Below are 23,359 nucleotides of genomic sequence, written 5' to 3' on the forward strand. Positions count from 1 at the left end.
AAAACTATGAAACAGAAAATAATTTGTAGTCTTATAGGCATGCTGGTTTGTACTTTATATGCCTGTACAGACGATAGGCTTATTGATGAAGGCGGCTCCATGCCGGAAGGTGAAACCAGCGTAACAGCTTCGGTGGAGTTCATACCGTTCCGGAAGGCATTGGACACGAACACGCGTTCGGCAGGAGATGCCATTAAAGATATAGATGACCTTTGTGTATTGCTGTATGATAAGGATAAGAATTTTATGCAGTCTTATTATCTGCTTTCCGGCAACAAAGAGAACACGGGGGAATTTGAAGTTTCCGATGTCGACCGTACGGACGCAAACGCGGAAGGTGGTAAAACTGCGGAAGCTAAAACCAAGCGTGCCACATTTAAGTTGGATGAGATTCCTTATGGCTATTATTATATGTACGCCGTAGCCAATATGGGTAACCTGGCAGAGCAGGAAGATTATAAAGAAAAAATAAAGACCATCGATGGCTTGAAGTCCATCCATTTGAAATGGGAGACGGATTGGCTTGGAGAACAGGGGAAGAAGGCTGTCGGGAACAATCAGATGTTCGGCTTTTTCACGAAAGACGGCAGCCATAGTCAAAATGAGCAAGTGGCTATCGATAAAAAAGATATGAAATTGCACGCATGGATTCGTCGTGCCGCTTCTAAAGTGACTGTAGCCTATGATGCCGGCAATTTGAAAGAGGGTGTTTTCATCTATCTTAAATCGGTCCGGATTAAAGATATTCCCGCTAACTGTTATTTGGGAAAGACAAATACGCCGGCAAAACAGGAAGAACTGTTGGATGGGGAAACTATAAAATATTATCAGGGAAATGATGTACCGGCTTTTAATGAGTATTATCCGGTACGTTTATCCACCGGTAAATCGTATTATCCATGGCCTGTTGAGAAACCGGATGGTACTTTTGACAAAGGGCACGAAGAAGCATCCGACGCTTTGTTTTTCTTTGAAAACATGCAAGGGGCGGGAAAGGATATGCCGGATAAACGTCAAGATGCGGACGGGGATGGTAAACTTGATTTTCCGGGGGTATCGTCCGACGATTCCGGTTACAGGCCGAAAGATGGCGTACCTTACGGAACATACATCGAAGTGGATGCATATTATGTATCCGTCAATCAGGAAAAAGTGGGTAGTGGAGACATTAAATATCGTTTTATGCTTGGCAAAGATGTTATAAACGATTATGATGCCGAACGCAATCATCATTATAAACTCACGCTGAAGTTTAAGAATTTTGCCAATGAGGCAGACTGGCATATTGAGTACGACGAACCGGAACCCGGTATTGAGGCACCTAATCCTTACTATATCTCTTACCTGTATAACAGACAGATGGAATTTCCTATAAAAATAAATCCCGGTAATTATACCGTGCAAAGTGTGAAGGCGGAAATCATAAATAATGGTTGGTCACCTTATGGAGCGGATGCAAACGGATTTGACTATCATTATTTTGATGTGGAAGGGGATAATAAATGGAATGGATTTCTTTCTCTACGCCGTACCACTGCGACAATACTTGTAAACAATCCGAATGCACCCCTGTCGGAAGGTGTTGTTTATGCATCGGATAATAAGACATATTATGATCAAACCCAACGTGGAGAACGTGACTATGACGTAAGCCCCGGTCTTCATGAAGACGCGAAAGATGGTAATTATTCCGTACGGAGAGAAGAAGGCTCGAATATCCTGCATATGAGCATCCCTATGTATACACGGGCCAAACAGATGATTTCATCTACGGGGTATACGGGAAATAACCCGTATGTGGCCTATCAACGTCATGCAAAAGTGAAAATAACGGTGCAATTGTCGGGTGGGGGGGAACCGCTGACTGAGATTGTCGATGTATTTCAGGTGCGTCGTGTGGTTAATCCTAAAGGTATCTATCGGCGTCATGATAACAGCAAACCTTTTAATGTCGTTTTAAAACGTCTGCCACGGGAAAACGCAACGGAATTTGAAGATTTTCCATCCGAAGGACCGTGGGAAGCCGTTGTTGCGGCATCAACGGGAGGTAATTTTATCAGCTTGGAAAAAGATGGTAAAAGATACAATGCCAATGATACGCTGAAAGGTTTGTCCGGTTCGCATATTGATTTTAAAGTTTTATTTAACGGTACATGTAGCGAACAGGAATCACGCCATGCAGTGGTTCGCGTAAGCTATCATAATAAGACTTGCAACCATTTGATATTTATCCGCCAGGGATATGCCCCTGTGGCTTTGCTCGATAATGGAAGGGCTTGGCATGCGTCCAATATGCGGACAGCTACGGAAGAAGCGGATTCTCCGGTAGAAGAAGGTTCATTGTTTAAATGGGGGAATCTGGATGAGCCGATTGACGCATCGAACAACAAGCATGATAATAAGCCTTATTGGATAAATGTATCTCCCGAAGATTTTAAGGATGATGGAAATAAACTATTGAAAATTGCCGGCAAGGCCGAGACGAAAGTATGGAAAGATATTTCATCCCAGTCAGCAACTGTTCCTTTTGCTACGCCTGTTATAAACAATAAACAGGCAGAAGTCGCTAATTTTGAAGATTATGAATTATTATATGAAAGCAAAGATATAGAAATGGGATATGGTGTGCTTTATGGCGACGATGCTGATGGAACACTTTCCGACATTAATGAAGTATACGGGTACCGGCAAGGTGGATCCGGTACTTATGGGATGCGTGGTTGTTTTATTTATAACAAGAATGATGGACGGAATTTATTTTTTCCGATAGGGGCATCCGGCTATGGGCATAGGAAGCAAGGACGTGGTGATACCGGTAACATTCATGGAGAAACAGATAAAGAGATGGTACTTCGTTATGCTGCTGGCCGTGGCGACCGATATACTCCTGAAGCAGCGCGTAACGATAGGCCGTTATTTTATGATTTATATATGCGTCCCGGTGCTGTTTATTGGCTGCAGAAGGAGGTATTGAATGCGCGTCCCGGGGATTCTAATTTCAACAATGTTGTAGGATGGGACATTAATTATTTTACATTTGATTTTAATGCTCTTCCAAAAAGTAATGTTTTTGGAACTATAAATGGACAACCTGCCAGTGATGCTTGCTTTATTCGCTGTGTAGAACCGTAATAATAAATAACTTGGCTGTTTTAAAGGGGCTGTTCGAAATGAATTGAACAGCTCCTTTCTTGTATACTTACAATCTGTAATAAACAAGAATATATCATTCATAGGTGTATTTGGATAAACTTCAAGTAATTCATTGGCATATTGGTTTTACAGGCTAATAAATATCTTTCGACAAGAGCAACAAAGGAGCCAGGTAACCGGAAATCTGTTACCCTACGTTTTCGTTGTTATTCGACCGTCCAGCAGTCGGGAGCGCCTAAGTGTTCAAAAAGGATGTCGCGTTGCAAAGGCGTGTAGATGCGTTGGCCTTTCCGGTATCCTGCCTTTTTCAATGCTTCCCACAGTTCCTCGTCGCGCTGGATCCAGCGGGTTAGCTGGGTAGAGGCGGACTTGGGCAAAATATTTGTAAAATAAAGCAGGGCAAGTTCCGTATGCCCGTAGATTCTGTTTTTGTTGAATTTCTTATCCATTGTTTTGTTCCTTTCTTTTTTTGAGTTCGAGATATTCGTTGTAAGTAATGCCACCGCCCTGTGACGGTTTGCTGTTGTCTTCCGTTTTCTTCCGTGAAGCCTTGATACGGTTGATGTCCGCCTTCCGTTCATCCATAAAAGCCAGCAGGGCCGAGGTGATAAACAAAGCATCCACCATTCCGTAGAACCGTCCGTAGCGTCCGCATTTCAACCGGTGGAAGAATAAGAGCAATTCCGATACTTTCAGTTGCGGGTATTCCGCCAGGAACAATTCTGCCAGTTCCTTTTGGCGTGCTACCGGCATTTTCTCTTTTACGCCGGCGAAATTGTTGATATTCTCCACTTGGATACAAATCCATACGATGGCAGTCTGCTTGCCATACCCTTCGACAAGTATGGATAGCGTGGGAGCAGTTCCAAAGTAGGTCCGTTCCATATGTTGGGCGGCAACCAGTTGCAGGTCCGGCGTGAATGTTTTCAGGAATTGTTCCGGACTGCCGTATCGTTCACGCATTTTTGCCACATCCTGTTGCTTCGGCTGCCATGCGGAGAAGCTCGGCTTTTCGTTCGTCTTCTCCATTATCTGTTGAATTTTGATTTCCATAAAATTTTGAATTTTGAGTAGTTGTATTTCCTTTTTTATTTCCTTTTCCTTTTGTAGGGGTTTTTGCAGCAAAATCGGCAGTTATGTCAACATAATTGGGGGTTTTGTCTGCATAACCGGTAGTTATGTTGACATAATCCCCTGTTTTGTTTACATAATTCTCTATTTCGTCCGTACAGGTTTCCGGAGAATCGGATAGACATAAATTCAATTCCGGATTTATCGGATATGGAGTCCGTTTGTATACTTCATTAAAACGCATTTGTATCCCCTTCGACGAAAGAACATGTTTTTTGTTCAGTAAATCGGCGTCAAACAAATGAATGGCTACGCAGAAATCGATGATTTCCCGTACCAGTTGTTCATCCAGTTTAAGCGTAAAGCTGGTGTCGAAACAAAGATTCTCTCCAAATGGAATATAATATCCATTTTCCCCGTAAATATCGCAGAGGATACTCAAATAGATACAGATGCCGTTGCATCCGAACCTATGTATCAGGCGTTGGGTTTTCCGGTTGGAAAAGAAATTGCTATCCAACGGAAAATATTCCAGGCCTTTTTTAAATGGTCTAGCCATAAGTCTTCTTTTTTTAGTAAGTTAATAGTATTCACAGGTTAACATCTTTCCGGATATAAAAGAGAGGAGAAGAATTGATGAGGTTGTGGCTAACAATCGCAGGAAGTCCAGACTCCTAACTTTAATAAAAACTCTAGACTCCTTTGATCTTCAAAGGTAAATAAAAAAGTTTTGTTAAAAAATATTAGTAGCGGTAGTAATTCAAATTAGTACCGCTACTAATTCAAATTACTACGGGTACTAAATCCAAAGATATGCTATGGTTGACTATTCCTGAAAACAGTAGACATAAATTAAACCTCGGACTATAAACCTTGACAGTTATCGGAATCTCATACAGATAAGGAAGACTGGCTAAATCTGAAAATAGGGGCTAAGGTTTTGAATTTGTGATTGGCTGTCGTTTTTGACTTAGTTCGGAACGAACTAATGTTTGTATATTGATAATAAAACTCTATAAACTAATCAGGTAAACAACCTAAATAAGTTGTAAATCATATGATTGCCAGTTGTATTAATCGTTAAAGATTCTTTATTCAGTTTTTATATGTCAATTAAACAGTGAACAAAAGAACAACTACTTTAACTTTCTCAGCTCTATGAATATCTAAGTGCTTAGAAAGTTAATGTAGTTTCGTTTTTTACTGTTTCCTATATTAACTGACATAAAAGAATCTTTAACGATTAATACAACTGGCAATCATATGATTTACAACTTATTTAGGTTGTTTACCTGATTAGTTTATAGAGTTTTATTATCAATATACAAACATTAGTTCGTTCCGAACTAAGTTAGAATAGAGTCAAGTATAGTATCAATTAATTTTTATTGTGTTTTTATGAGAACAAAAGAAAAAGACCAAGAGGCTAAAATAGCCTATGAAAAACCTGTGATTGAAGTAGTGGAAATGGAGATAGAAGGCGCTATCCTGGATGGCAGTACTCCGGATTTTGGTGATGGAGGAACCTGGTGATAATTAAAGAACTACAAAAAGAACCCAATTAGAAAATCAATGAAGAAATTATTTATGTCGATGGCAGCATTATTAATGCTGCTGGCAGGATGCCAAAAAGAAGAAAACGGTAATAGGGGCGGAGAGAAGATAAACCTTACCGCCGACCTTTCCCAAGAAATGGTTACCAAAGTGGATGTGGACTTTAATACGGATAAGGCGGAAGTATTTTGGACAGACGAAGATGGAGTCAGTGTATTCGGTGCTGATGTCAACACTTCTGCGAATAAGTATTTAGGATTGATAAAAACGAGTCTTTCCGAAAGGGCTAAAAAGGCAGTTTTTGAAGGTCAGGTAGAGCAAAGCAGGAATAAATCATATTATGTTTTTTATCCCTATAGCGTTTCACATGTAGAAAACGATGGTTCGAGTATTCCTTTGGGCTTGGAGTCTCAAATAGGTAAAGTAGACAACTTTACCTATTTGTCAAATTACATGTACATGCTTGGTAAGGAACCTTGTGAGACGGATAGTGATAACCGTTTGGCATTTTCTATGGAACATACTTGTGCCATTTTACAGTTTAATATTATGTTGCAGGATGTAAAGGAAGGAATTACTTTAAAGCGTATAGCTATATCCGGAGATAATATTAAAAATAAAAAGGTATTGGATGTATATAATAAAAAGGTTGAAGATGTAGCAAGTGCCGGTAATAAAATAACTCTTTCATATCCTGATGGAGGTCCTGCGTTGAGTACGACAGAAGTCACTGTTGCAATGACGGCTTTTCCTGCTGAATCCGGAAATGTGGATGTGGTAGTAACTGTCGATAATAATGGTAAAGAGCAAACTATTACCATTCCGAGTGTAGTTGTTGCTTTCGAGGCCGGAAAAAGATATACGAAAACTTTAAAACTGGATGTTCCTGATCCGAGTGCTGAAACGATCTATGTGGCTGGACTTGATTATTCTACTTTAACCCCGCTTCTTTGGGAAAACGGAGTAGCTCAACAATTATCGGTTGATGGCATAAGTTATGCACAAGCCATGTCTGTGTATGTGTCCGGAAATGACGTTTATGTTGCAGGTAGTGCAAAAGAAAACAATCTCTATGTTGCAACTCTTTGGAAGAATGGTGTAGCTGAACACTTGGTTGAAGGGGCTACTAATAGTACATTAGCACAAACTGTGTATGTCTCCGGAAGTGATGTTTATGCCGCAGGATATGAAAGTTCAACTAATAGAATTGCAACTTTATGGAAGAATGGCACACTTATGCCGCTGAGTGACGGAGTTAATAGGGCAGAGGCAAAATCTATATGTGTTGCTGATGACGATGTATATGTTGCAGGATATGATGGGAATTATGCTGTTCTTTGGACAAATGGTGTAGCCCGGAATTTAACGGATGGTACAAAATATGCACAAGCTAATTCTGTATATGTTTATGGAAGCAATGTCTATGTAGTAGGCAACGACGGAGATTCTACAATTCTTTGGACGAATGGTGTTGCTGAGAAATTGCCCGATTTGAATAGTTCCGCAGCAGAAGCTCTTTCTGTACATGTGGTCAATGGCGATGTCTATGTTGCCGGATATGATGTAAATGATAGTGGTACTCCTGTAGGAATCTATTGGAAAAATAAAGTGCTCCAACAATTATCAGATAATAGTATGGCGTATTCTATTTTTGTGAAATAGTAGACAGTCAATACTTTTGAATAAGTGACGATCGACAGTCGCCCCGGCTTATACCAAACGTAAAGCCTGGCTATCGGTCGTCACTTCTTTGTTTTCTATATGGAAGTAGGTATTATTGGTTGTTTTAGGTTAAATTTAACTTAGTTCAAAATGAACTATTGTACATCTGTTGATAATTAAGCCCTGCGAAAAAATTGGGTGAAATATGAAATGCACTATTAATCAGAAGTGTAAGCAGCCTTGCTTTAATTGTTAATTACTGATTTTGTATTTCAGAAAGATAGCCTTTTTTGAAGATACAACTTCCTCTCTGTTATTTGATTTTCATTTATCCTTAGCCTCTTATTTTAAATTCATTAAGCCTTTTTATTATAAAACACAATAACAGTATTTAACCATTAAAGCAAACTTCAAACTTCTGATTAATAGTGCATTTCATATTTCACCCAATTTTTTCGCAGGGCTTAATTATCAACAGATGTACAATAGTTCATTTTGTACTAAGTCAGAATGTAGTTAAATAGAGTATAAATAAATTTTTATTGTGTTTTTATGAGACTGATGGAACAAGAACAGGCTATGAAGGTTGCCTATGAAAAACCCGTGATTGAAGTGATTGAAATGGAAATCGAAGGCGCTATCCTCGATGGCAGTACTCCGGACTTTGGCGACGGAGGAACATGGTAAAAACAAAGAATTAGGTAAGAAAATTATGAAAAAATCATTGTTTGTATTTCTGGCAGCAACATTGCTGTTAGCGGGTTGTCATAAAGATGACGATCCGAATAATAACGGAGGAAATGGTACGAAAGTACAGGTAAAAGCGACCTTGTCCCAAGGGGCAGTCACCAAGGTTGACGTAGAACCGGCTGAAAATGGAGCAGAAATTTTTTGGACGAATGGTGATAAGGTCGGTGTATTCGGAAACGATATAAATACCGGTTATTATTATGCCGGAGCATTGGCAACGACACTCGAACAAAGATCTAAAATAGCTTTGTTTGAAGGAAGTGTTATTCAGAACACGGTAAATGAGTATTATGTGTGTTACCCTTACAATGATGTTCATCAAACAAATGACGGAACAGCCATTCCACTGGATTTAACGATTCAAGAAGGAGTGGCAAACAGTTTTGAATATTTGTCGTCCTATATGCACATGGTGAGCAGGGAGCCCAGCCATTTGAATAATGAGAAAATGGCATTTTCTATGGAACATCTTTGTGTCCTGTTGCAGTTTAACCTGAAATTAAAGGATACCCGGGAAGGGATTACTCTTAAAAGTATAGAGATTGCGGGTGATAATCTGGAAAACAAAAAGAATCTGAATGTTTTCGATAAAAAACTTTCGGACGCAGAAGGCTCGAACCATAAATTAACCTTGTCTTATCCGAATGGGGGAACAGATATCGTTTCGGAAAAAGAGAGTATAGTAGCTATGACTACATTTCCGGTGGAAACGGGTGATGTGAAAGTACGTGTATTTGTTGATGATAACGGTACGGATAAATATCTGGATTTTGATGCCGTAACCGTTACTTTCGAGGCAGGCAAACGATATACAAAGTCGTTGGAACTGGATATGTCGAAGGCTAAAGATGCTTCCATCATGAAACCGGAAGTAATAGATTATGACGTGAAAACGGCACAAATTACGACTCGTGCAGAACTTGCCTGGGTAGCTGCTGCAACGAATGTAGGAAATGCCATTTATGACGATTATAATTATAATGGTTTTACAGGCTGGACCTTGACACAGATGAATGATATCGACCTTGAAGGGAGTGAGACAAAACAGTGGACGCCGATAGGACAGAATGTAGCAAGAGCATTTAAAGGAGTGTTTGATGGAAAAAGATATAAAATAAAGAATCTGTATATAAAAATAACAGGCACAAATTTAGGGTTGTTTGGATATACTTATGGGGCAACCTCTGATAAGGTTGTGATTAAAAATATAATTTTAGATTCTGGTATAGTTACGGGTAGTAGTAACTGTGCCGGAATAATAGGAAGAATGGGAAGTTATAGTTATGCTATCAGATGTTTAAATAAAGCGGATATTGTTGTAACTGGAGATTATATAGGAGGAATCACCTCCCAAATGGGAAGTCGTGATTATTGTCTTGCATGTGAAAACTATGGTAAAATAAATGGAGTGAGTCGTACTGGAGGAATAACAGGGTATATGTACCAGTCTAATGGAGTGGTGGCTTGTATAAATCATGGAAATATTAATAGTACGTCTTATGTTGGTGGTATAGTGGGACAGATAAATGGTGTGAGTATTTTATCCCCTTTTATGTGTTCGAATATAAATGAAGGTACAGTCTCCGGAAGCAGTTTGACCGGAGGTGTTGTTGGTATAATGCAAATTTACAATACAACAAGCACAAAAGAACTGTATTTTGTAAACAATGCAGACTTGTTTGTTACAAGTACTGATAATCAAAATAAAGGTTGGAATACCAAAGGCCCAAGCCTTGTTTCCGAATTGAACAGCGACGAAACAATCGCTTCCCTTAATGCTGCCATCGAAGAATGGAATACGAATAATCCTGACTATAAGAGTCCGTCTAAATTTGTGTCAGGAGGTGATGATAATACGATACCAAGGCTTATGCCAATCGAATAAGATTTTAACCAAAACCTTTTCATATTTCCTTTCCTGAGGGATGTGTCAAAAGCATATATTAGGGAATGCAGAATTTGCAGGCAGAGCGCAGACCATATTTTTTCAATAAATAATCTGCGTGTTCTGCGTAATCTGCGTTCAGTAATAGCTTTTTGACACATCCCTCTTTTTTGCCAAATACAAAATCATCATTCTATCGTCTTTTATAAACTGACGCTGGCCCCGACAAAGAAGCTTCTTGGCAGTGAGGGGCCGTATATATAATCGGAATCACGGTTCCAGCCCTTGTCAAAGTCTTTTTGATAGGCGTTGGTTATGTTTTGAATGCCTCCGTTGAGTTGTAAGGTAACACCTTTATATACGGTCATGTCATAAGACAACTTCAGGTTGATTGCAAAAAACTTCGGGGTGGTGACTGCAACCGGCTTGTCCACACCCGAACCTGCCGCGTGTCCCACCAGCATATTTCCCGTATAGGTGCCCGAGAAAGCTGCCGACAGATGTTTGAGCGGATTGAGTGTTGCCGTGAAGTAACCGTAGGTATTAGGCGTACGCATCATTTTTTTCTCTTTGGGAGCATCTTCATCCCATTCTATCGCTTCATCGTAACGGCTTTGTTGCAGTGTAAGCCCGGCCTGCAATCGGAACCAGGAGGTGAAAGCCGCTTTGCCTTCCACATTGATTCCGAAAACTTTTGCCCCGTAAGCATTATAGCGCTCAAGGATTTCGTTGCCCTGTTCGTCCGGCTGGTTCAATTTGCGTTCGGCAAATACATTGCTCAGGTTGGTATAGAAACCTTCCAGCAGGAGGTTGGCCTGTATGCCCCCGAAGGTATGGTATAAGTCGGCCGAAACGCTGAAACTGTTGGAGCGCTCCTCCTTCAGGTCTTTTGCCAGCCGCGTTACCACACGCTCGCCGCCAACCAGGCTGGTATGCAAATCTTCATCAAAAGTCTGTGGCGCACGGAAACCGCCTGCATAGCTGGCGCGCAGGTTGATTTCCTGTGTAGGATTGAAACGCAGGTTGATCCTCGGGCTGAATATCACATGATGAATCAGGTTGTGCTTGTCCAGGCGGCCTCCTAAGAGAAAGCCCCACCGGTCGTTTTTCCACTCGTTTTGCAGGAATGCGCTTCCTATCTTGACTTTTTGCTTGAAGTCTCTGTTGTAGCCGATATATTCATCCGCCAGGTTATCGTAGTTGTATTCTGCGCCGGCAACCAATTCGGAGGGCATGAACAGAAACCGGCTGAACCGGTGCATATATTGCGCACCGCCTACCACCGTCAGCTCATGTGTGGTTCCATAAGCCTTTTGGGCATTCGCTATGCTTTCCGGAGAATCATCTCCCGTTCCGCCGTAATAACTGTTGCGGGCTACATCGCCGGCAGAAAAGTAAGTGCTCAGATGATTGTTCCCGTCCGGTGAAAAAAGGTCGTATGTCAATCCTCCGCTGTTAATCGTATGTTCCGCCTGTTCGGCTATATTCGCCTCTTGCGGCGGCAGGTTCAACTTGTTTCCTCCCCGGCTGAATCCGTTGATGGCATGATACTCCAGCGTCAGTTTGGAATAAGTGCTGGGTTTAAGAAACGAATGCAACCCGATTACTTTGTTTTTCAATACAGGCAACTCCGTATATCCGTCCCCGTCATGGTCGTAACCGTCGCGTTGGCGGCTTTGGCCGAATAGATATACTCCGGCCCGGTTGTCGCCGGTGACGAGCGAGGCATTCAACGTCGTGTTATTATCAAAAGCATTACTGCCTCCGACGGACATCAAGGAATGGGAGAACTCCGCCGAATTGCGGGCCGGCTCTTTAGTTATTATATTAATCGTGCCGCCGATGGCAGATCCTCCGAATAACGCGGAACCGCCTCCGCGTACCACTTCTACACGCTGAATCATGTTTGACGGTATCTGTTCGAGCCCGTACACGCCGGCAAGAGCGGAAATTACGGGACGGGAGTCGATCAGTATCTGTGAATAATGCCCGTCGAGCCCGTTGATGCGTACTTGCGTATAGCCACAGCTTTGGCAATTGTCTTCCACCCGGACACCCGGCTGGAAGCTCAGCCCCTGCGCCAGGCAGACGGCATGTGTGTTCTCAAACAGTTTGGAGTCCATTACGTTCACCAGGTTGGGGGCTATGCGGCGCATCGTTTCGCTCCGGTTGGCGGAAACCACGACTTCATCCAGTGCGATGTTGTCTTCTTCCATCGTGAAATTAAGTTCCCGGGTGGAACCGGGCGTTACTTCGACTTCTTTCTGCAAGGTGCGGTAACCGATGAATTGTGTTTCAATAGTCAGCTTTCCCGTTGGCAGGTTTTTCAGGAAATAATGGCCGGAATTATCGGTGGTCGTACCGATGGTTGTCCCTTTCACATAGACGTTGATATACTGCAGGGGATTCCCGCTTTTCTTATCGGTGACGTGGCCATAGATATGGGCATCGCCTCCTTCCGAAGGTATGTTTTCGGCATAAACGCCCATGACGGCCAGCATCAGCCAACCGTAAAGGCAAATAATAAATTTATAGTTCATTTTAAATAGGTTCTGAGTCTGTTGTTTTTTATTTTTATCTCAACTCTGCTGTCAGAACCGGACGGGCGGGGCATGCAGGTAATACGGATAAAGTTGTGCCTTACAAACCTTATCCGGATATATTGCCTGCTCATAAATAGGAGCGGGGGGTATTCGGTTGATATGGAAAGTTTCTGCCTGTTGCAGGAAAGGAGAAAAAGTGAAATCACAGATCGGGCAGGGGCTGCATGGGGATTTGGGGCAAGACTGGCATTCATGGTGTGTTGCGGAATGTGTCTCCTCATGGTGATGAAAAGCTTTTATGCCAAAAAAGGAGATGAATGTTATGAGTAACAGCCATGCAATGTATTTCCTGTTTTGTTCTTCTCTTTTCATTTGCCTGATGAATGAAACAAAGATATGTTGTTCGATATTCTTTTTGTTATCGCTTTATCTTAATTAAGTAATCATATACTAATTTTACTTTGGGGTATCTGGTATATTTTCGGGTTCTATATCCCTGACAGTGTTTATGAAAGCCGCATTCAAATCCCTGATATAAATCCTTTCAAACAGGCCGGCTACATGATGGGCAATCTTATTTAAATGTTAAATTGATGTTTAATATTTCTGACTTTCAATAAATATCATTACATTCGTGAATATTCGTATCTATTATGAATAGAGACACACTTCTTAATTAAGATTGTATAAAATCTGAATTCACGTTGCAAAAATACCTTGTTTTTTCATACATCTATATACATAAAAGTCCAACAAGTTTTACAATTAGTCCATTTTGTTAAAAAAATATGTATTTATTGATTTTCAAGGTCGTTGTGTTCTATCAACTGCCTGGGTGTACAGCCGAAATTTTGTTTACAATACTGTGTAAAGTGAGACTGCGAGTCAAACATGAATTTTGCCATCAGTTCTTTCACCGTTGCGCCGGGATGCATTGCTTCATCCAATATTTTAAGGTTCTGTTGTTTCACAATCCAGCGTTTGGCTGTAATTCCGAATACGGTCTTGAATTTGGTAAAAAAACTGCTTCTTCCCATATTGGAAATGGAAATAAGTTCTTCTATGCTGCCTGCCTTCTGGTAGTTTTCTATAATCATTTTTTTAAATAAAAAATCCTGTCCTATGATGGGGTAAAATAAACCGGCAATTTCTTCTTTTGTATAAAATCCGCGGATTAAAAAAAACAGCTCTTTTTCCATTAATTCATGCAGGTGCCTGCAACTCAATCCCTTTTTTAAACAATAAGTAAGTACATCCAGATAAGGTGCAAGCGGATAACGGATTTCTGTGGCTTGGAAGTCATATTGAATTGTTTTGCAAATCTCTGACAATGATTGTAGTATAAACATATCACAACTGCCTGGAGGCGTCTCGAACGACAACGCTACCAGTTTGGCGCCGTCACTTCCCCAACCGCTGAATGTAGACATTTTAGGCAGTAAAACCATTGTCCCTGCATTAAACTTTCGCTTTTTGAATTGATCCTGGCTGATAATAAATTCTCCGTCGAGAAATATGAGTAAATAGTTCCAACATGCGCATTCCTTCTGTATAAATATCTCTTGATCTAACTCAATATATTTAAAACCGGATTCCGCTTGATTTAAATAATTCATGCACGAACGGTGTTCCTCGATGTAGAGCAACTCGTTAAGTAAAATTTCATGGTTCATAAGCCCGAAGATTCAATGTATTTTTATTTTTTGTTTCAGTATTGTTTCAGTATTGTTTCAGCGCCTGATGTCATAATATGTTTATTTTCAGAATATTATTGACATCCATTTTTACAAATATAATTCGTATAAAGTGTATGTCGTTTTATCTTACAATTAAAATATTTTGATAATCAACTGCTTAAGCAAATTCTAATTCAAATATTTCTCTATTCATAATAGAGCTATACTTGGAATTATATTTAGAGTTATTATAGGGGACTATTATCTTATTTATTAATTAAATATCTACGAATGAAAGTAAGAAGTTTATTATTGTCGATGTGCGCGATAGTGGCATTGGCAAGTTGTTCAAAAAACGACGATGGAATCCCAGGTGGTGGGAGCGATGCCCCGGAAGCTAAAGTTATCCTTAAATTGGTCGGAAATAGCGATCAGGTGACCAGCAAAGCGGCGGGTATACCCGGCGATCTGGATACAAAAAATGGTACGGTAAATAATCTTACAGTGTTTATCTTCAACCAGAGCGGAATCGTTATTACGAAGCAGTATATCGGTGCTCCAACTGCTGCCAATTCGATATCAACTACGACGGACGCCAAGAAAGTGGCGGTTGTAGCCAATACCGGAGACATGACGGGTGCGGGCGGGGCGTTTGCCTCTGTTGCAAGTGAGGATGCCCTGAAGGCTGTGCTGTCGGATATGCTTGTCACTCCTGATGTTCCGACCGGTGGCGTAACCCATACGGATGCGAATCTTTATATGTCGGGGATAGATGGTTTGAGTGAGTTTGCTAAAGATGGTGAAACTATGAAAGCTACAGCAACAGTACAGTTGCATTATTTATCAGCCAGAATACAACTCACGGAAATTACATTCAATGGTGGAGGTGTAAAGGACAATGTATATGCCCAGGCAAATGATTTTGCCACGAATACTAATGCAAACTTTACTATCACACGCGTCTACCTGATGAACGCACAGAGAGTGACACATTTCCTTCCTGCTACCGATGGCAACTCTGACTATATCACACAAGATTTGAAACAGTATACCGGTGGTGTAGCATGGGGTGATCCATGGAAAGGTCAAGCACCTAATCAGTTCAAACCCAATGATGAGTACACCATAGAGGCCGCTGCTGATAAATTTACTGCTGTAACGAATAAAATTTCGGATATAGGACATTGGTATACCTTCGCAAACACCGATGTTTCGGACATTGCCAAGCATCCGACAGCGCTCGTAGTTGAGGTGTTGTGGAGAAAAACAAAAGCTAATGAAGGGGAAGGAGTAGCAGAAGAACTCAAGCCTATGTATTTCACTACCTACTTCGGAGGCGGAGACAAGGAGGAACTTGCAGCAGGTAAGGCATATACTGTAAAATTGGCTTTGAACGGTAACTTTAAACCTACCAACGAAGGCGGTAGCGGTGGCGGTGGTACTGAAGATCCGACCAAACCGACTGTTAACAGTTCCGTAGCGGTTACAGTTAATGCAGCAACTTGGGTACTTGCAACGGAAATCTCCAAAGAATGGAAATAATTCCCGAATTAGATAGTATGATCGATATGTCCCTTCTGCAGGGCATGCATGCTTATTAATAAGCATCTGCCACGGACACTGTCCGTGGCAGATATTTTAAACTACAAAGAAATAAAATAAGAAAGAATATCCATTATGACAGGTGCCTATAAATTCCGGTTCGTGCCGGGGATATTATACTTTATGTTCACACTGCTGTTGTTGTCGGGGTGCATAGCCGAGAATACCGATGATTGTTTCAAGGGTATCCCGCTGAAGGTGAATCTGCCTGCAGACATACCGCAGGAAGCAATAAAAGATATGAGCCTCTATGTATTTGATGACAAAGACTTGCTGCTCGACATACTCCCTGTGAATAATATGGAATCTGTCATCCTGAACTATCCGGGTATTCCCACCCTGCATTGCGTAAGCTTGTGCAACGCGCAGGACGGTTCGATGCTCCTCTGCCCCCTGAAAAAGGGCGATTCATGCTCCGACTGTTTCATCTCGTTGAAACCTTTAGCCTCCGCAAAGGCAGGCGAACAGAGCATGTTTACCTCTCCCGCCGATTTGATGCACGGAGAGCTTAAAATAGAAAACAAGACAACGTCCGGTCGTGTCGAAGACCAAATCATGGAAATCTCCCGCATGACGGCGTCCATCAATATAACCCTGCGCGGACTGCAAAAGCTCACCGGTACGGACGATGAAAATTATTTGCTCGTTATCCATGAAACCTACAGCCGGATGGATTTTAGCTGTAATTACGGAGGCGAGCCAGCTTCCTTTTGCCCGCCGATGACCCTTGCCGCGAACAAAGACTTCGAAGTCTCCATGTGCCGTCTTTTCCCTACAATAAACGGTAAGGGAATCACGATAGACATCTACCACAACCAGTCTTTGCTTAAAAGCGTAACGACGGACAGCAGCGGCAACCCGATAGTCCCCGTTGTCGGCAAAACCACCAATCTTTTATTGAACTTTGAGAGTTCGGCGGATGTAAAGGTTGAAATTACAGGTTGGGGGGAAACGGTTGTCTGGAAAGAATACAATTGATTCTTTTATCCCTAATGAGATATAAAGGTTAAGAATATAATATGAAGATAGATAACAGATATATAGAAAGATTGAGCGGGCTGATGAAATCCCTTTGGATCATCCTTTTGCTGGGAGCTTGCCAGAACGATGACCGTTATAATGTACAGCAGGACGGTCCCGTCCTTGTGAAGCTTTCCGTATCGACATCCGATACCGGCATGGCTTCGGGGGGCACTGCGGGGACAGATGCGCAGATTTCTTCAATTTATATTCTTCAGTTCAATGCCAACGCAGATTCTTACGGAACCCTGCGTTACGTGGCGGAAGGACATAAGAATACCAGCGGAAGCTATACCGCCAACTTGTTGCAGAGTATGGGGGCAAATGATAGCTACAAACTGGTTATCCTTGCCAACCTGCCTGATTATGGATTCCTTTATGGCCTGTATGGCAAGAGCTACGAAGAGGTGCAGCAAGCCAGCCTGAGCGCAGTTGAACCCGGTCCCCTTGTTTTCGATGATGCCCACCCGTTTCCCATGTTCGGGGTGGCCAACGGAGGCAAATCAGTACAAGTGATGGAAGGTGCCGTTTACAATGAAGCAAAGTTGGTTCGCGCCGTAGCGCGTATAGATATAGGTGTCGGCACCAAAAAAACAGGTCCGGACGGTGCGATTACATCCTGGACGAATACAGGCAGTGGCAAACAGCCTTTTACGATGGCTGAAGTACAAGTATGGCGTGCAGGGCAGAGATATACATATATGCCTGTCATGGGGAACTTCCGCTGGAATACGGTTACGGCAGATGGCGCTTCATCCGATGAGATCGTGATAGACCGTCCTTCCGGCGTGGATGGCGGGACGACAACCACGAAAACATACAGTGGCGCCCCATATATAACGAACAATACTTATTGTTTAGGCCAAATCTATTTGCCCGAAGCCGGTTTGAATTGGGGCAGCGTGTATGACGGTCAACACACCAACCGCCTCGCCATTATCGTAGGTGGCTATTATAATGGCTCTCCGGATATGTCCTACTATCGGGTGGACTTTACCAACGACAACGCCGCCGCCCCCAATGACAAAATGGACATCCTGCGCAACCACATATACCAGTTTACTATCAGTAGCGTGAAAGCCGCGGGCTATGCCACCGCCGAACTTGCGTACAAGAGCATGCCGAAGAATTTAGGCTTCGAAGCCACTCTTGAACCATGGCAAGCGTCCGCAATGGGCTCTGTTCCTTCCATCTCGGGATATTACCTCATTTATCAGGGCTTTAACGGAGAGAATGTGAACTGGACTTACGCTGCGGGCTCCTCCATTGACATACCCGAAAAGAAGTATGCTTGGGGTAAGAATCCCAAACAAACATTCGACTACAATAATTTTTATGTCAAGGAAGGAAACAGCTTTTATGCTCCTAATATCACGGGAGGGCAAAACGGGGAGTTATATCCTACAGTGGAAAATGCCTTTAGCTTTGAAGGAACTTATCCCAACCTGATGGTTTCCGCCAACGATCTGGTGGACGACGAGGGTAATGAAACTTCGCAGTGGAAGACCGGAACTTCGTTGACCGCTTTGAACTTATGCCGCGATATGGAAGAAGGCGGATACGACGACTGGAGGCTTCCCCGGCTCTCGGAACTGGCCTTTATTTATGTGAATCAGGGAAGTTTGGAAAAATTGCGGGGGTTCACACCCCTGTCCGGCTCTTATTGGTGCGGGAGTGAGTATGAGGTACCCAATGCTACAGAGGATGAAAAGAAAAAGTCCGGTTGGGCGTGGGCTGTCGATTTTACCTCTACTACGGGATATGCATCGGCGCATCAGAAAACAGAGAAATTGAAAATCCGTTGCGTGAGACAGAGAGCGAGTAATGAGTAATTGAAACGGTATACAAAAATAAATATGGATACAAAGAATAAATATGCCTACCCCCATGCAATCATCCTGGCAGCCTGCTCTTTACTATTGGCAGGAGCCTGTGACAACCATACCTTCGACGGGATGGGACCGGATACCCCGGGAAGGGAAGTCCGTCTGGACTTCAATGCGTCCATAGAAAACATGGAGGGCGCCCAATCGAGGAGTATTACAGGCATAACCGATTTTTCCGGAAATTCCTATGCTTTCGGGATGTCCGTCACTAAAAGTGAGAACGGGAGTGAGATTTTCAAAGGCTCGTCGGACATGACAGCGACCATGGAGCGCTCCGGCTCCACCGCACCGTGGAATTGGTCTTTTTTAGACAATTCCAATCATTCAAGCGTCACTCCCGCGGGGCCGGAAGGCAAAGCATTAAAGGTGGTTGCCTACTATCCGGTTGTCTCATCCGCTACCAAGGATGTCTATACGACCGGCATCCCGTTTGATTTTTCCGCTAAGACCGACCTCAAACAGACGGATTTGTTTTATAATACCGCCACCCTCTATCCGTTCGCTCCGTCCGAAGGATCGGTGGCAACTGTTCCTTTAAACTTCCGGCATGCCTATACGTGGATCGTTCTTAACATCACGAAATACGTGGATAAAGGATCGGAGTTCAAATTGAGTAGTATCACTTTGGGTAACTTAGGGGGTAGCTGGATTAAGAACAAGGGAGCTATTGACCCGGAAACAGGGTTGCCGAAGGATGGAGCTACCGCCGGCCCGATAGGAGTAACCATAGACCCTGCTGTGGCATTGTCCACTACGGAAGTTTACACCTGCGAGTTTCTGGTTCCTTCGTTCATGGATACCAAAGTCGGCAATGGCGAAATAACCCTCGTATTGAATATCAATGGAATTAATGAGATATTCAGCCTGGACAAAATTTATCTGAACCAAAGTGACGATCGTAAATCATTTGGTTTCAGGCAGGGATATAAAAACACGTATGACCTGGTCTTTAACAACTCTGCCCTGGGCCTGAATATACAGAACTGGAACGCAGAGGTGATTAACGGTGAGTTTGGAGGTGATATAACGCCTCCCGGAGACCAAGATTCTAAGTGGATGAATTTGAATAACGGTTCTTTGTATTGGCCGACGGCTACCTATCCGGGTGCTTCGTATGCAACTACATATCCTCCAAAATCCGGCTATTTAACTGCCGGTGAGCATCCGTATGAAGCCTACCTGACCACTGTGGCCTATGGTGGTAACGGAGCCTATGTGCGTGTTAATACACCGGACCCCGCAACACTGCCCAAGGACGGCCTGAAAATTACGGATGATATAAACGTGTACACGGAGGAAAAAGCTTATCCGGCGCTTCAGATGACCAAAAACGATGTCTCCATTGCGCCTGTCCCGTGGGAAGACGGAAACGGGCTGTTGCTTGCAAAAGAACTGTGCCGGAAATATAACGGGGGCGGTTTTCATAACTGGAGACTTCCGAGAGCCTCCGAGTTGCGGGCAGTATTAGTATTGGTATCGGCTAATGGGAATTCACTTTCCGATTTGGGCTTTAGTCTGGATGATAATCGAAATAAACCCTATTGGACCGGTACGGAAGTAAACGAAAACGAGGCGTGGGGGCTGTATATTGATAATAAAGGTGCGGTTAAAGAAAGTACGGTAGTATTGTCTCCGTATGACAAGAAAACAATCTCGTGTTCCGTGCGCTGCGTCCGTGATTCTAATTAATGATATGATTATAATATGCAAATGAACGATATGAGCAGGATAAAAAAAATAACGGCTTCGATATGTATCGCCTGCCTGACTTTGGGAGGATGTACGGAGGACCGCCTGTTGCCCGGTTCCGGGACGTCTTCAACCATAGAGCCGGTTACTGTGAAGTTAGCTTTCGGCATAGACGATTATAATACTTCGTCTGATGCGGAAACACGGGCGGAAGGAATGCCTCCTGTCCTCAGGATGTCCTCGCCGGAAATGGATGTGGAAGTGGTGGCGACACCTGCCGCCACAAGGACAGCTGTGTCGCCGGCTGCGTCCATCACCGAAGATAATGCCATTTATTCGTATATGGGCTTCCAGTTTGACGGAACGAAACCGGATGGCAAACTGGTAGAAAAGAAATTTTTTACTTCTCCGGATGGTTCCATCAGGACAGATGAGGTGGAGATCATGCCTACGCCGCCAGGGCAAAAAAACATGGTTGTGATTTTAACCAACGTCAATGAGAGTGAGTTTGAGGGTATAACGGTGGGCAATTCCACCTATGCGGATTTGCAGGACTTATGTATGACATTGGCGACGGGTGACGAAACTTTTCCCAGAAACAAGGTGATTCTGCCGAATAGCGGAGGAGAGAAAACAGGAATCGTCATGTGCGGCCAGATCGCCGCTGAAATCGTTACAGGCAAACTGTTATATGTCTCTTTGAAGCGTACCGTGGCAAGAGTGACATTCCATATAAAAACGACTTATCCGCATTTTGTAGAGGTAGAACATGACTGGGCGGTGACTTTGATGAATATCCCTACGCAGAACTACTATAATGTAATCGGAAGAAAACCCGTTTTCCCTTCAGAGAGTTCGTTTGACAAATCCGGCCTTTTCTGGACTAAACTGCTTGCTACGGCAAAGGCCGCAAATCCAGTGATTGATACGCCCCCTTTATATATCCCGGTCAATCTCCAGCAGACGGTGCCAACCTCTACACAGAGCACCCGTCGCGATAACGCGCCGACGGGCGGCACTTACCTCCAGATCATAGGGATGGAGAAGGTATCGGTCTCTGGCACTGAGGATTTGAATGTTATAAAAGATTTCTCTATCTATCAATTCTTTTTGGGAAAAAACTTCACGACCGATTACAGTGTGTACGCCAATTACGACCTGACCTACAACATTACCCTGAAAGGAAACAGTCCGGATGATACCAATGTCATCCGGTTGATACCGGGCTATTTCTCGGGAGAACTTACGGGATACAATGCCGGTGGCACTGCTTTACCGGCAGTAGATGATGCGAGTGCCGTTAAATGGAAATACCCGAACAGGATAGAGCTTCATTTTTCGGATGGGTACTATCCGATGGGAAGCTCATCCGGTACCACAACGCCGGGAGAGAAGGCTTTGAAATGGTATGCAGGGGCAGCAGCATTCGACAAATTGGGAGCCACTTCATTGACGGACGGACGTGAGAATACCGCACTGTTGCAAGCGACCGGTGTTCCTTGGGAAGACTATGCGGCTGCTTACACCTGCTATCGGGGAACGAATGGATACGAACAGGGAAAACCGGCAGAGGATATTCTGTGGTATCTCCCTTCTGTCAGCGAACTGATAGGAACTTGGATTTCTTCTTCGAGCACGCGGGAACAGTTGGCGGAGAGTTACTGGTCGTCTACCGCCGATCCGGGTGCCGATAAAGCCTTTGTGGTTACGAATGAAGGGAAAGTGTTCTCCGATGCTGTTGGCAACACACATGCTGTCAGAGCTTCGCAGGATCCTGATAAAGCCAATCATGCGGGCGAAGGCACTAAGTAAACGAAATGTAACCTAATAAGAAATATAAAGATGATGAGTTTCAAAATCTATCCTATTCTATGGAGCGTTTTATTCTGCTTCGGCTTTTCTTCGGGAGTATTCGGGCAGTATATTCAGAAAGAGACTGTCGGAGGAAAAACATATGCCGTTATTTATTCGGAGGGATTGGCCGGAGCCGCCCAATGGGGGAACGGGGTAAAGATGATGAGGAACGGCACTACCATCCGGCATCAGGTTTCCAAGGGAAACGGTGGAAATTTGAGCGTCAATGACAGAATACCGTTCCGCTTTATCGTGGCAACCGAAGATGTGGGGAACAACAATAAAAACTGGATGACAATGCAAGGGGTAGATGATGGCGGGCTGAATGATTCCCCGGATTTTGGCACCACTGCAAATACAGGGTGCCGTTGGTATGGCACTGAAGGTGCACCGGGTGCAGGGCGCAAATGGCGTGTTCCCACTCAACGCGAGTTGCAACTGATGTGGATGTTTCGTAAACCCATCGGCTTGATATACAAGAGCACACCGATGGAAGAACCCGGCAAGACGAAAAGATACTGGGCTTCCACCGAAAAGGGTGCGGACCAAGCCTGGTTTTTTGACTTTGCGCAGGGTATGCCTTACTGTGATACCCAGGCTAAAAGTACGGCGAACGGTATGGTGAGATGTGTGAGTGATTATTAACCCATAATAAAAATAAATATGGAAATTCCGAAATTAGCAATAGATAAAGAAAGCAAAAACCGGTATCATATCTACCTGTTTTATGTAGCAGGTAAATGGTGGGCTTTTGGATATTCCGCCTATTACGTGAACCTCATGTATCCGGAATTGGAAGCTACCGCTGCCTCTCCGGAGCATAAAGCGCGTATACCCTATGTACACGTGACCGACAACTTTTTGCTCAGGCTTTCTGCATTTTACAACACATTAGTCGGAGACGAGTACATACAGGTCGAAACGCTGCCTGCCGTTTATTGCCTCCGGGATAAGTATGACGAATGGCATGAGAAATTAACAGTAAACTAATATAAATATTCTATATTGAAATAT

Annotated in this window: 18 protein-coding genes; 12 read left to right on the plus strand and 6 right to left on the minus strand. The window is 43.2% G+C overall.

Annotated features, from left to right (window positions below; translation table 11 throughout):
- Nucleotides 1–6 precede the first annotated feature (6 nt).
- Nucleotides 7–3,132, plus strand: a complete 3,126-nt coding sequence (locus ACGE0T_RS07820; protein ID WP_459189971.1) for a DUF4906 domain-containing protein — start codon at nucleotides 7–9, stop codon at nucleotides 3,130–3,132.
- A 227-nt stretch (nucleotides 3,133–3,359) separates the two neighbouring features.
- Here ACGE0T_RS07820 and ACGE0T_RS07825 read toward each other — a convergent pair whose 3' ends face one another.
- The 3 genes from ACGE0T_RS07825 to ACGE0T_RS07835 are packed head-to-tail and all read right to left on the minus strand — an operon-like array spanning nucleotide 3,360 to nucleotide 4,783.
- Nucleotides 3,360–3,602 carry a DUF4248 domain-containing protein gene (locus tag ACGE0T_RS07825; RefSeq protein WP_459189972.1) on the minus strand — a complete coding sequence of 81 codons (243 nt, stop codon included), beginning with the start codon at nucleotides 3,600–3,602 and terminating at the stop codon, nucleotides 3,360–3,362.
- Nucleotides 3,595–4,182 carry a DUF6633 family protein gene (locus ACGE0T_RS07830; protein ID WP_459189973.1) on the minus strand — a complete coding sequence of 196 codons (588 nt, stop codon included), beginning with the start codon at nucleotides 4,180–4,182 and terminating at the stop codon, nucleotides 3,595–3,597. Before ACGE0T_RS07830 ends, ACGE0T_RS07825 begins: the two co-directional genes overlap by 8 nt.
- Nucleotides 4,109–4,783, minus strand: coding sequence for a DUF4373 domain-containing protein (locus tag ACGE0T_RS07835; protein WP_459189974.1), 675 nt, complete (start codon nucleotides 4,781–4,783; stop codon nucleotides 4,109–4,111). Before ACGE0T_RS07835 ends, ACGE0T_RS07830 begins: the two co-directional genes overlap by 74 nt.
- An 839-nt stretch (nucleotides 4,784–5,622) precedes the next feature.
- Here ACGE0T_RS07835 and ACGE0T_RS07840 point away from each other — a divergent pair.
- The 4 genes from ACGE0T_RS07840 to ACGE0T_RS07855 all read left to right on the plus strand — a co-directional run bounded on the left by ACGE0T_RS07840 (nucleotide 5,623) and on the right by ACGE0T_RS07855 (nucleotide 10,075).
- Complete coding sequence (locus ACGE0T_RS07840) at nucleotides 5,623–5,757, plus strand: hypothetical protein (protein WP_459189975.1); 135 nt, start codon at nucleotides 5,623–5,625, stop codon at nucleotides 5,755–5,757.
- Nucleotides 5,758–5,796: 39 nt separating this feature from the next.
- Nucleotides 5,797–7,440, plus strand: a complete 1,644-nt coding sequence (locus ACGE0T_RS07845; protein WP_459189976.1) for a fimbrillin family protein — start codon at nucleotides 5,797–5,799, stop codon at nucleotides 7,438–7,440.
- 552 nt (nucleotides 7,441–7,992) lie between these two features.
- On the plus strand, nucleotides 7,993–8,127 hold the full coding sequence (locus ACGE0T_RS07850) for a hypothetical protein (RefSeq protein WP_459189977.1): 135 nt from the start codon (nucleotides 7,993–7,995) through the stop codon (nucleotides 8,125–8,127).
- A gap of 25 nt (nucleotides 8,128–8,152) precedes the next feature.
- Entirely contained in the window at nucleotides 8,153–10,075 is a 1,923-nt protein-coding gene (locus ACGE0T_RS07855; RefSeq protein ID WP_459189978.1) for a fimbrillin family protein, read from the plus strand.
- A 203-nt stretch (nucleotides 10,076–10,278) separates the two neighbouring features.
- On the opposite strand, the gene ACGE0T_RS07860 is transcribed toward ACGE0T_RS07855, so the two are convergent.
- The 3 genes from ACGE0T_RS07860 to ACGE0T_RS07870 form a co-directional block, all read right to left on the minus strand.
- A complete protein-coding gene (locus tag ACGE0T_RS07860; protein ID WP_459189979.1) occupies nucleotides 10,279–12,615 on the minus strand; it encodes a TonB-dependent receptor in 2,337 nt (778 codons plus the stop codon).
- 51 nt (nucleotides 12,616–12,666) lie between these two features.
- The gene (locus tag ACGE0T_RS07865) at nucleotides 12,667–12,990 is read right to left on the minus strand and encodes a hypothetical protein (RefSeq protein WP_459189980.1); all 324 of its coding nucleotides are present in this window, start codon (nucleotides 12,988–12,990) and stop codon (nucleotides 12,667–12,669) included.
- A gap of 422 nt (nucleotides 12,991–13,412) precedes the next feature.
- The gene (locus ACGE0T_RS07870) at nucleotides 13,413–14,291 is read right to left on the minus strand and encodes a helix-turn-helix domain-containing protein (RefSeq protein WP_459189981.1); all 879 of its coding nucleotides are present in this window, start codon (nucleotides 14,289–14,291) and stop codon (nucleotides 13,413–13,415) included.
- A 294-nt stretch (nucleotides 14,292–14,585) separates the two neighbouring features.
- Between ACGE0T_RS07870 and ACGE0T_RS07875 the strand changes: the two genes are divergently transcribed.
- From ACGE0T_RS07875 to ACGE0T_RS07905, 7 genes are all read left to right on the plus strand, one after another.
- Nucleotides 14,586–15,836, plus strand: a complete 1,251-nt coding sequence (locus tag ACGE0T_RS07875) for a fimbrial protein (protein ID WP_459189982.1) — start codon at nucleotides 14,586–14,588, stop codon at nucleotides 15,834–15,836.
- A 135-nt stretch (nucleotides 15,837–15,971) separates the two neighbouring features.
- Nucleotides 15,972–16,874 (plus strand): FimB/Mfa2 family fimbrial subunit, encoded by a 903-nt coding sequence (locus tag ACGE0T_RS07880; RefSeq protein ID WP_459189983.1) that lies wholly within the window; start codon nucleotides 15,972–15,974, stop codon nucleotides 16,872–16,874.
- 41 nt (nucleotides 16,875–16,915) lie between these two features.
- Nucleotides 16,916–18,748: an Lcl domain-containing protein gene (locus ACGE0T_RS07885; protein WP_459189984.1), complete on the plus strand. Its 1,833-nt coding sequence runs from the start codon at nucleotides 16,916–16,918 to the stop codon at nucleotides 18,746–18,748.
- 24 nt (nucleotides 18,749–18,772) lie between these two features.
- A complete protein-coding gene (locus tag ACGE0T_RS07890; RefSeq protein WP_459189985.1) occupies nucleotides 18,773–20,491 on the plus strand; it encodes a fimbrillin family protein in 1,719 nt (572 codons plus the stop codon).
- 30 nt (nucleotides 20,492–20,521) lie between these two features.
- Nucleotides 20,522–22,303, plus strand: coding sequence for a DUF4906 domain-containing protein (locus ACGE0T_RS07895; RefSeq protein ID WP_459189986.1), 1,782 nt, complete (start codon nucleotides 20,522–20,524; stop codon nucleotides 22,301–22,303).
- 30 nt (nucleotides 22,304–22,333) lie between these two features.
- On the plus strand, nucleotides 22,334–22,990 hold the full coding sequence (locus ACGE0T_RS07900; protein ID WP_459189987.1) for an Lcl domain-containing protein: 657 nt from the start codon (nucleotides 22,334–22,336) through the stop codon (nucleotides 22,988–22,990).
- Between the two features lie 18 nt (nucleotides 22,991–23,008).
- Nucleotides 23,009–23,335 (plus strand): hypothetical protein, encoded by a 327-nt coding sequence (locus tag ACGE0T_RS07905; RefSeq protein ID WP_459189988.1) that lies wholly within the window; start codon nucleotides 23,009–23,011, stop codon nucleotides 23,333–23,335.
- Nucleotides 23,336–23,359: the final 24 nt, after the last annotated feature.

Source organism: Parabacteroides sp. APC149_11_2_Y6 (assembly GCF_054506995.1).

Bases quoted from the DNA above. Each gene is read 5' to 3' on its own strand.
- ACGE0T_RS07820 (WP_459189971.1), top strand. From the start codon at position 7: ATGAAACAGAAAATAATTTGTAGTCTTATAGGCATGCTGGTTTGTACT.
- ACGE0T_RS07880 (WP_459189983.1), top strand. From the start codon at position 15,972: ATGACAGGTGCCTATAAATTCCGGTTCGTGCCGGGGATATTATACTTT.
- ACGE0T_RS07870 (WP_459189981.1), bottom strand. From the start codon at position 14,291: ATGAACCATGAAATTTTACTTAACGAGTTGCTCTACATCGAGGAACAC.
- ACGE0T_RS07855 (WP_459189978.1), top strand. From the start codon at position 8,153: ATGAAAAAATCATTGTTTGTATTTCTGGCAGCAACATTGCTGTTAGCG.
- ACGE0T_RS07900 (WP_459189987.1), top strand. From the start codon at position 22,334: ATGATGAGTTTCAAAATCTATCCTATTCTATGGAGCGTTTTATTCTGC.
- ACGE0T_RS07840 (WP_459189975.1), top strand. From the start codon at position 5,623: ATGAGAACAAAAGAAAAAGACCAAGAGGCTAAAATAGCCTATGAAAAA.
- ACGE0T_RS07850 (WP_459189977.1), top strand. From the start codon at position 7,993: ATGAGACTGATGGAACAAGAACAGGCTATGAAGGTTGCCTATGAAAAA.
- ACGE0T_RS07885 (WP_459189984.1), top strand. From the start codon at position 16,916: ATGAAGATAGATAACAGATATATAGAAAGATTGAGCGGGCTGATGAAA.
- ACGE0T_RS07890 (WP_459189985.1), top strand. From the start codon at position 18,773: ATGGATACAAAGAATAAATATGCCTACCCCCATGCAATCATCCTGGCA.
- ACGE0T_RS07825 (WP_459189972.1), bottom strand. From the start codon at position 3,602: ATGGATAAGAAATTCAACAAAAACAGAATCTACGGGCATACGGAACTT.
- ACGE0T_RS07845 (WP_459189976.1), top strand. From the start codon at position 5,797: ATGAAGAAATTATTTATGTCGATGGCAGCATTATTAATGCTGCTGGCA.
- ACGE0T_RS07835 (WP_459189974.1), bottom strand. From the start codon at position 4,783: ATGGCTAGACCATTTAAAAAAGGCCTGGAATATTTTCCGTTGGATAGC.
- ACGE0T_RS07830 (WP_459189973.1), bottom strand. From the start codon at position 4,182: ATGGAGAAGACGAACGAAAAGCCGAGCTTCTCCGCATGGCAGCCGAAG.
- ACGE0T_RS07895 (WP_459189986.1), top strand. From the start codon at position 20,522: ATGAGCAGGATAAAAAAAATAACGGCTTCGATATGTATCGCCTGCCTG.
- ACGE0T_RS07905 (WP_459189988.1), top strand. From the start codon at position 23,009: ATGGAAATTCCGAAATTAGCAATAGATAAAGAAAGCAAAAACCGGTAT.
- ACGE0T_RS07865 (WP_459189980.1), bottom strand. From the start codon at position 12,990: ATGAAAAGAGAAGAACAAAACAGGAAATACATTGCATGGCTGTTACTC.
- ACGE0T_RS07875 (WP_459189982.1), top strand. From the start codon at position 14,586: ATGAAAGTAAGAAGTTTATTATTGTCGATGTGCGCGATAGTGGCATTG.
- ACGE0T_RS07860 (WP_459189979.1), bottom strand. From the start codon at position 12,615: ATGAACTATAAATTTATTATTTGCCTTTACGGTTGGCTGATGCTGGCC.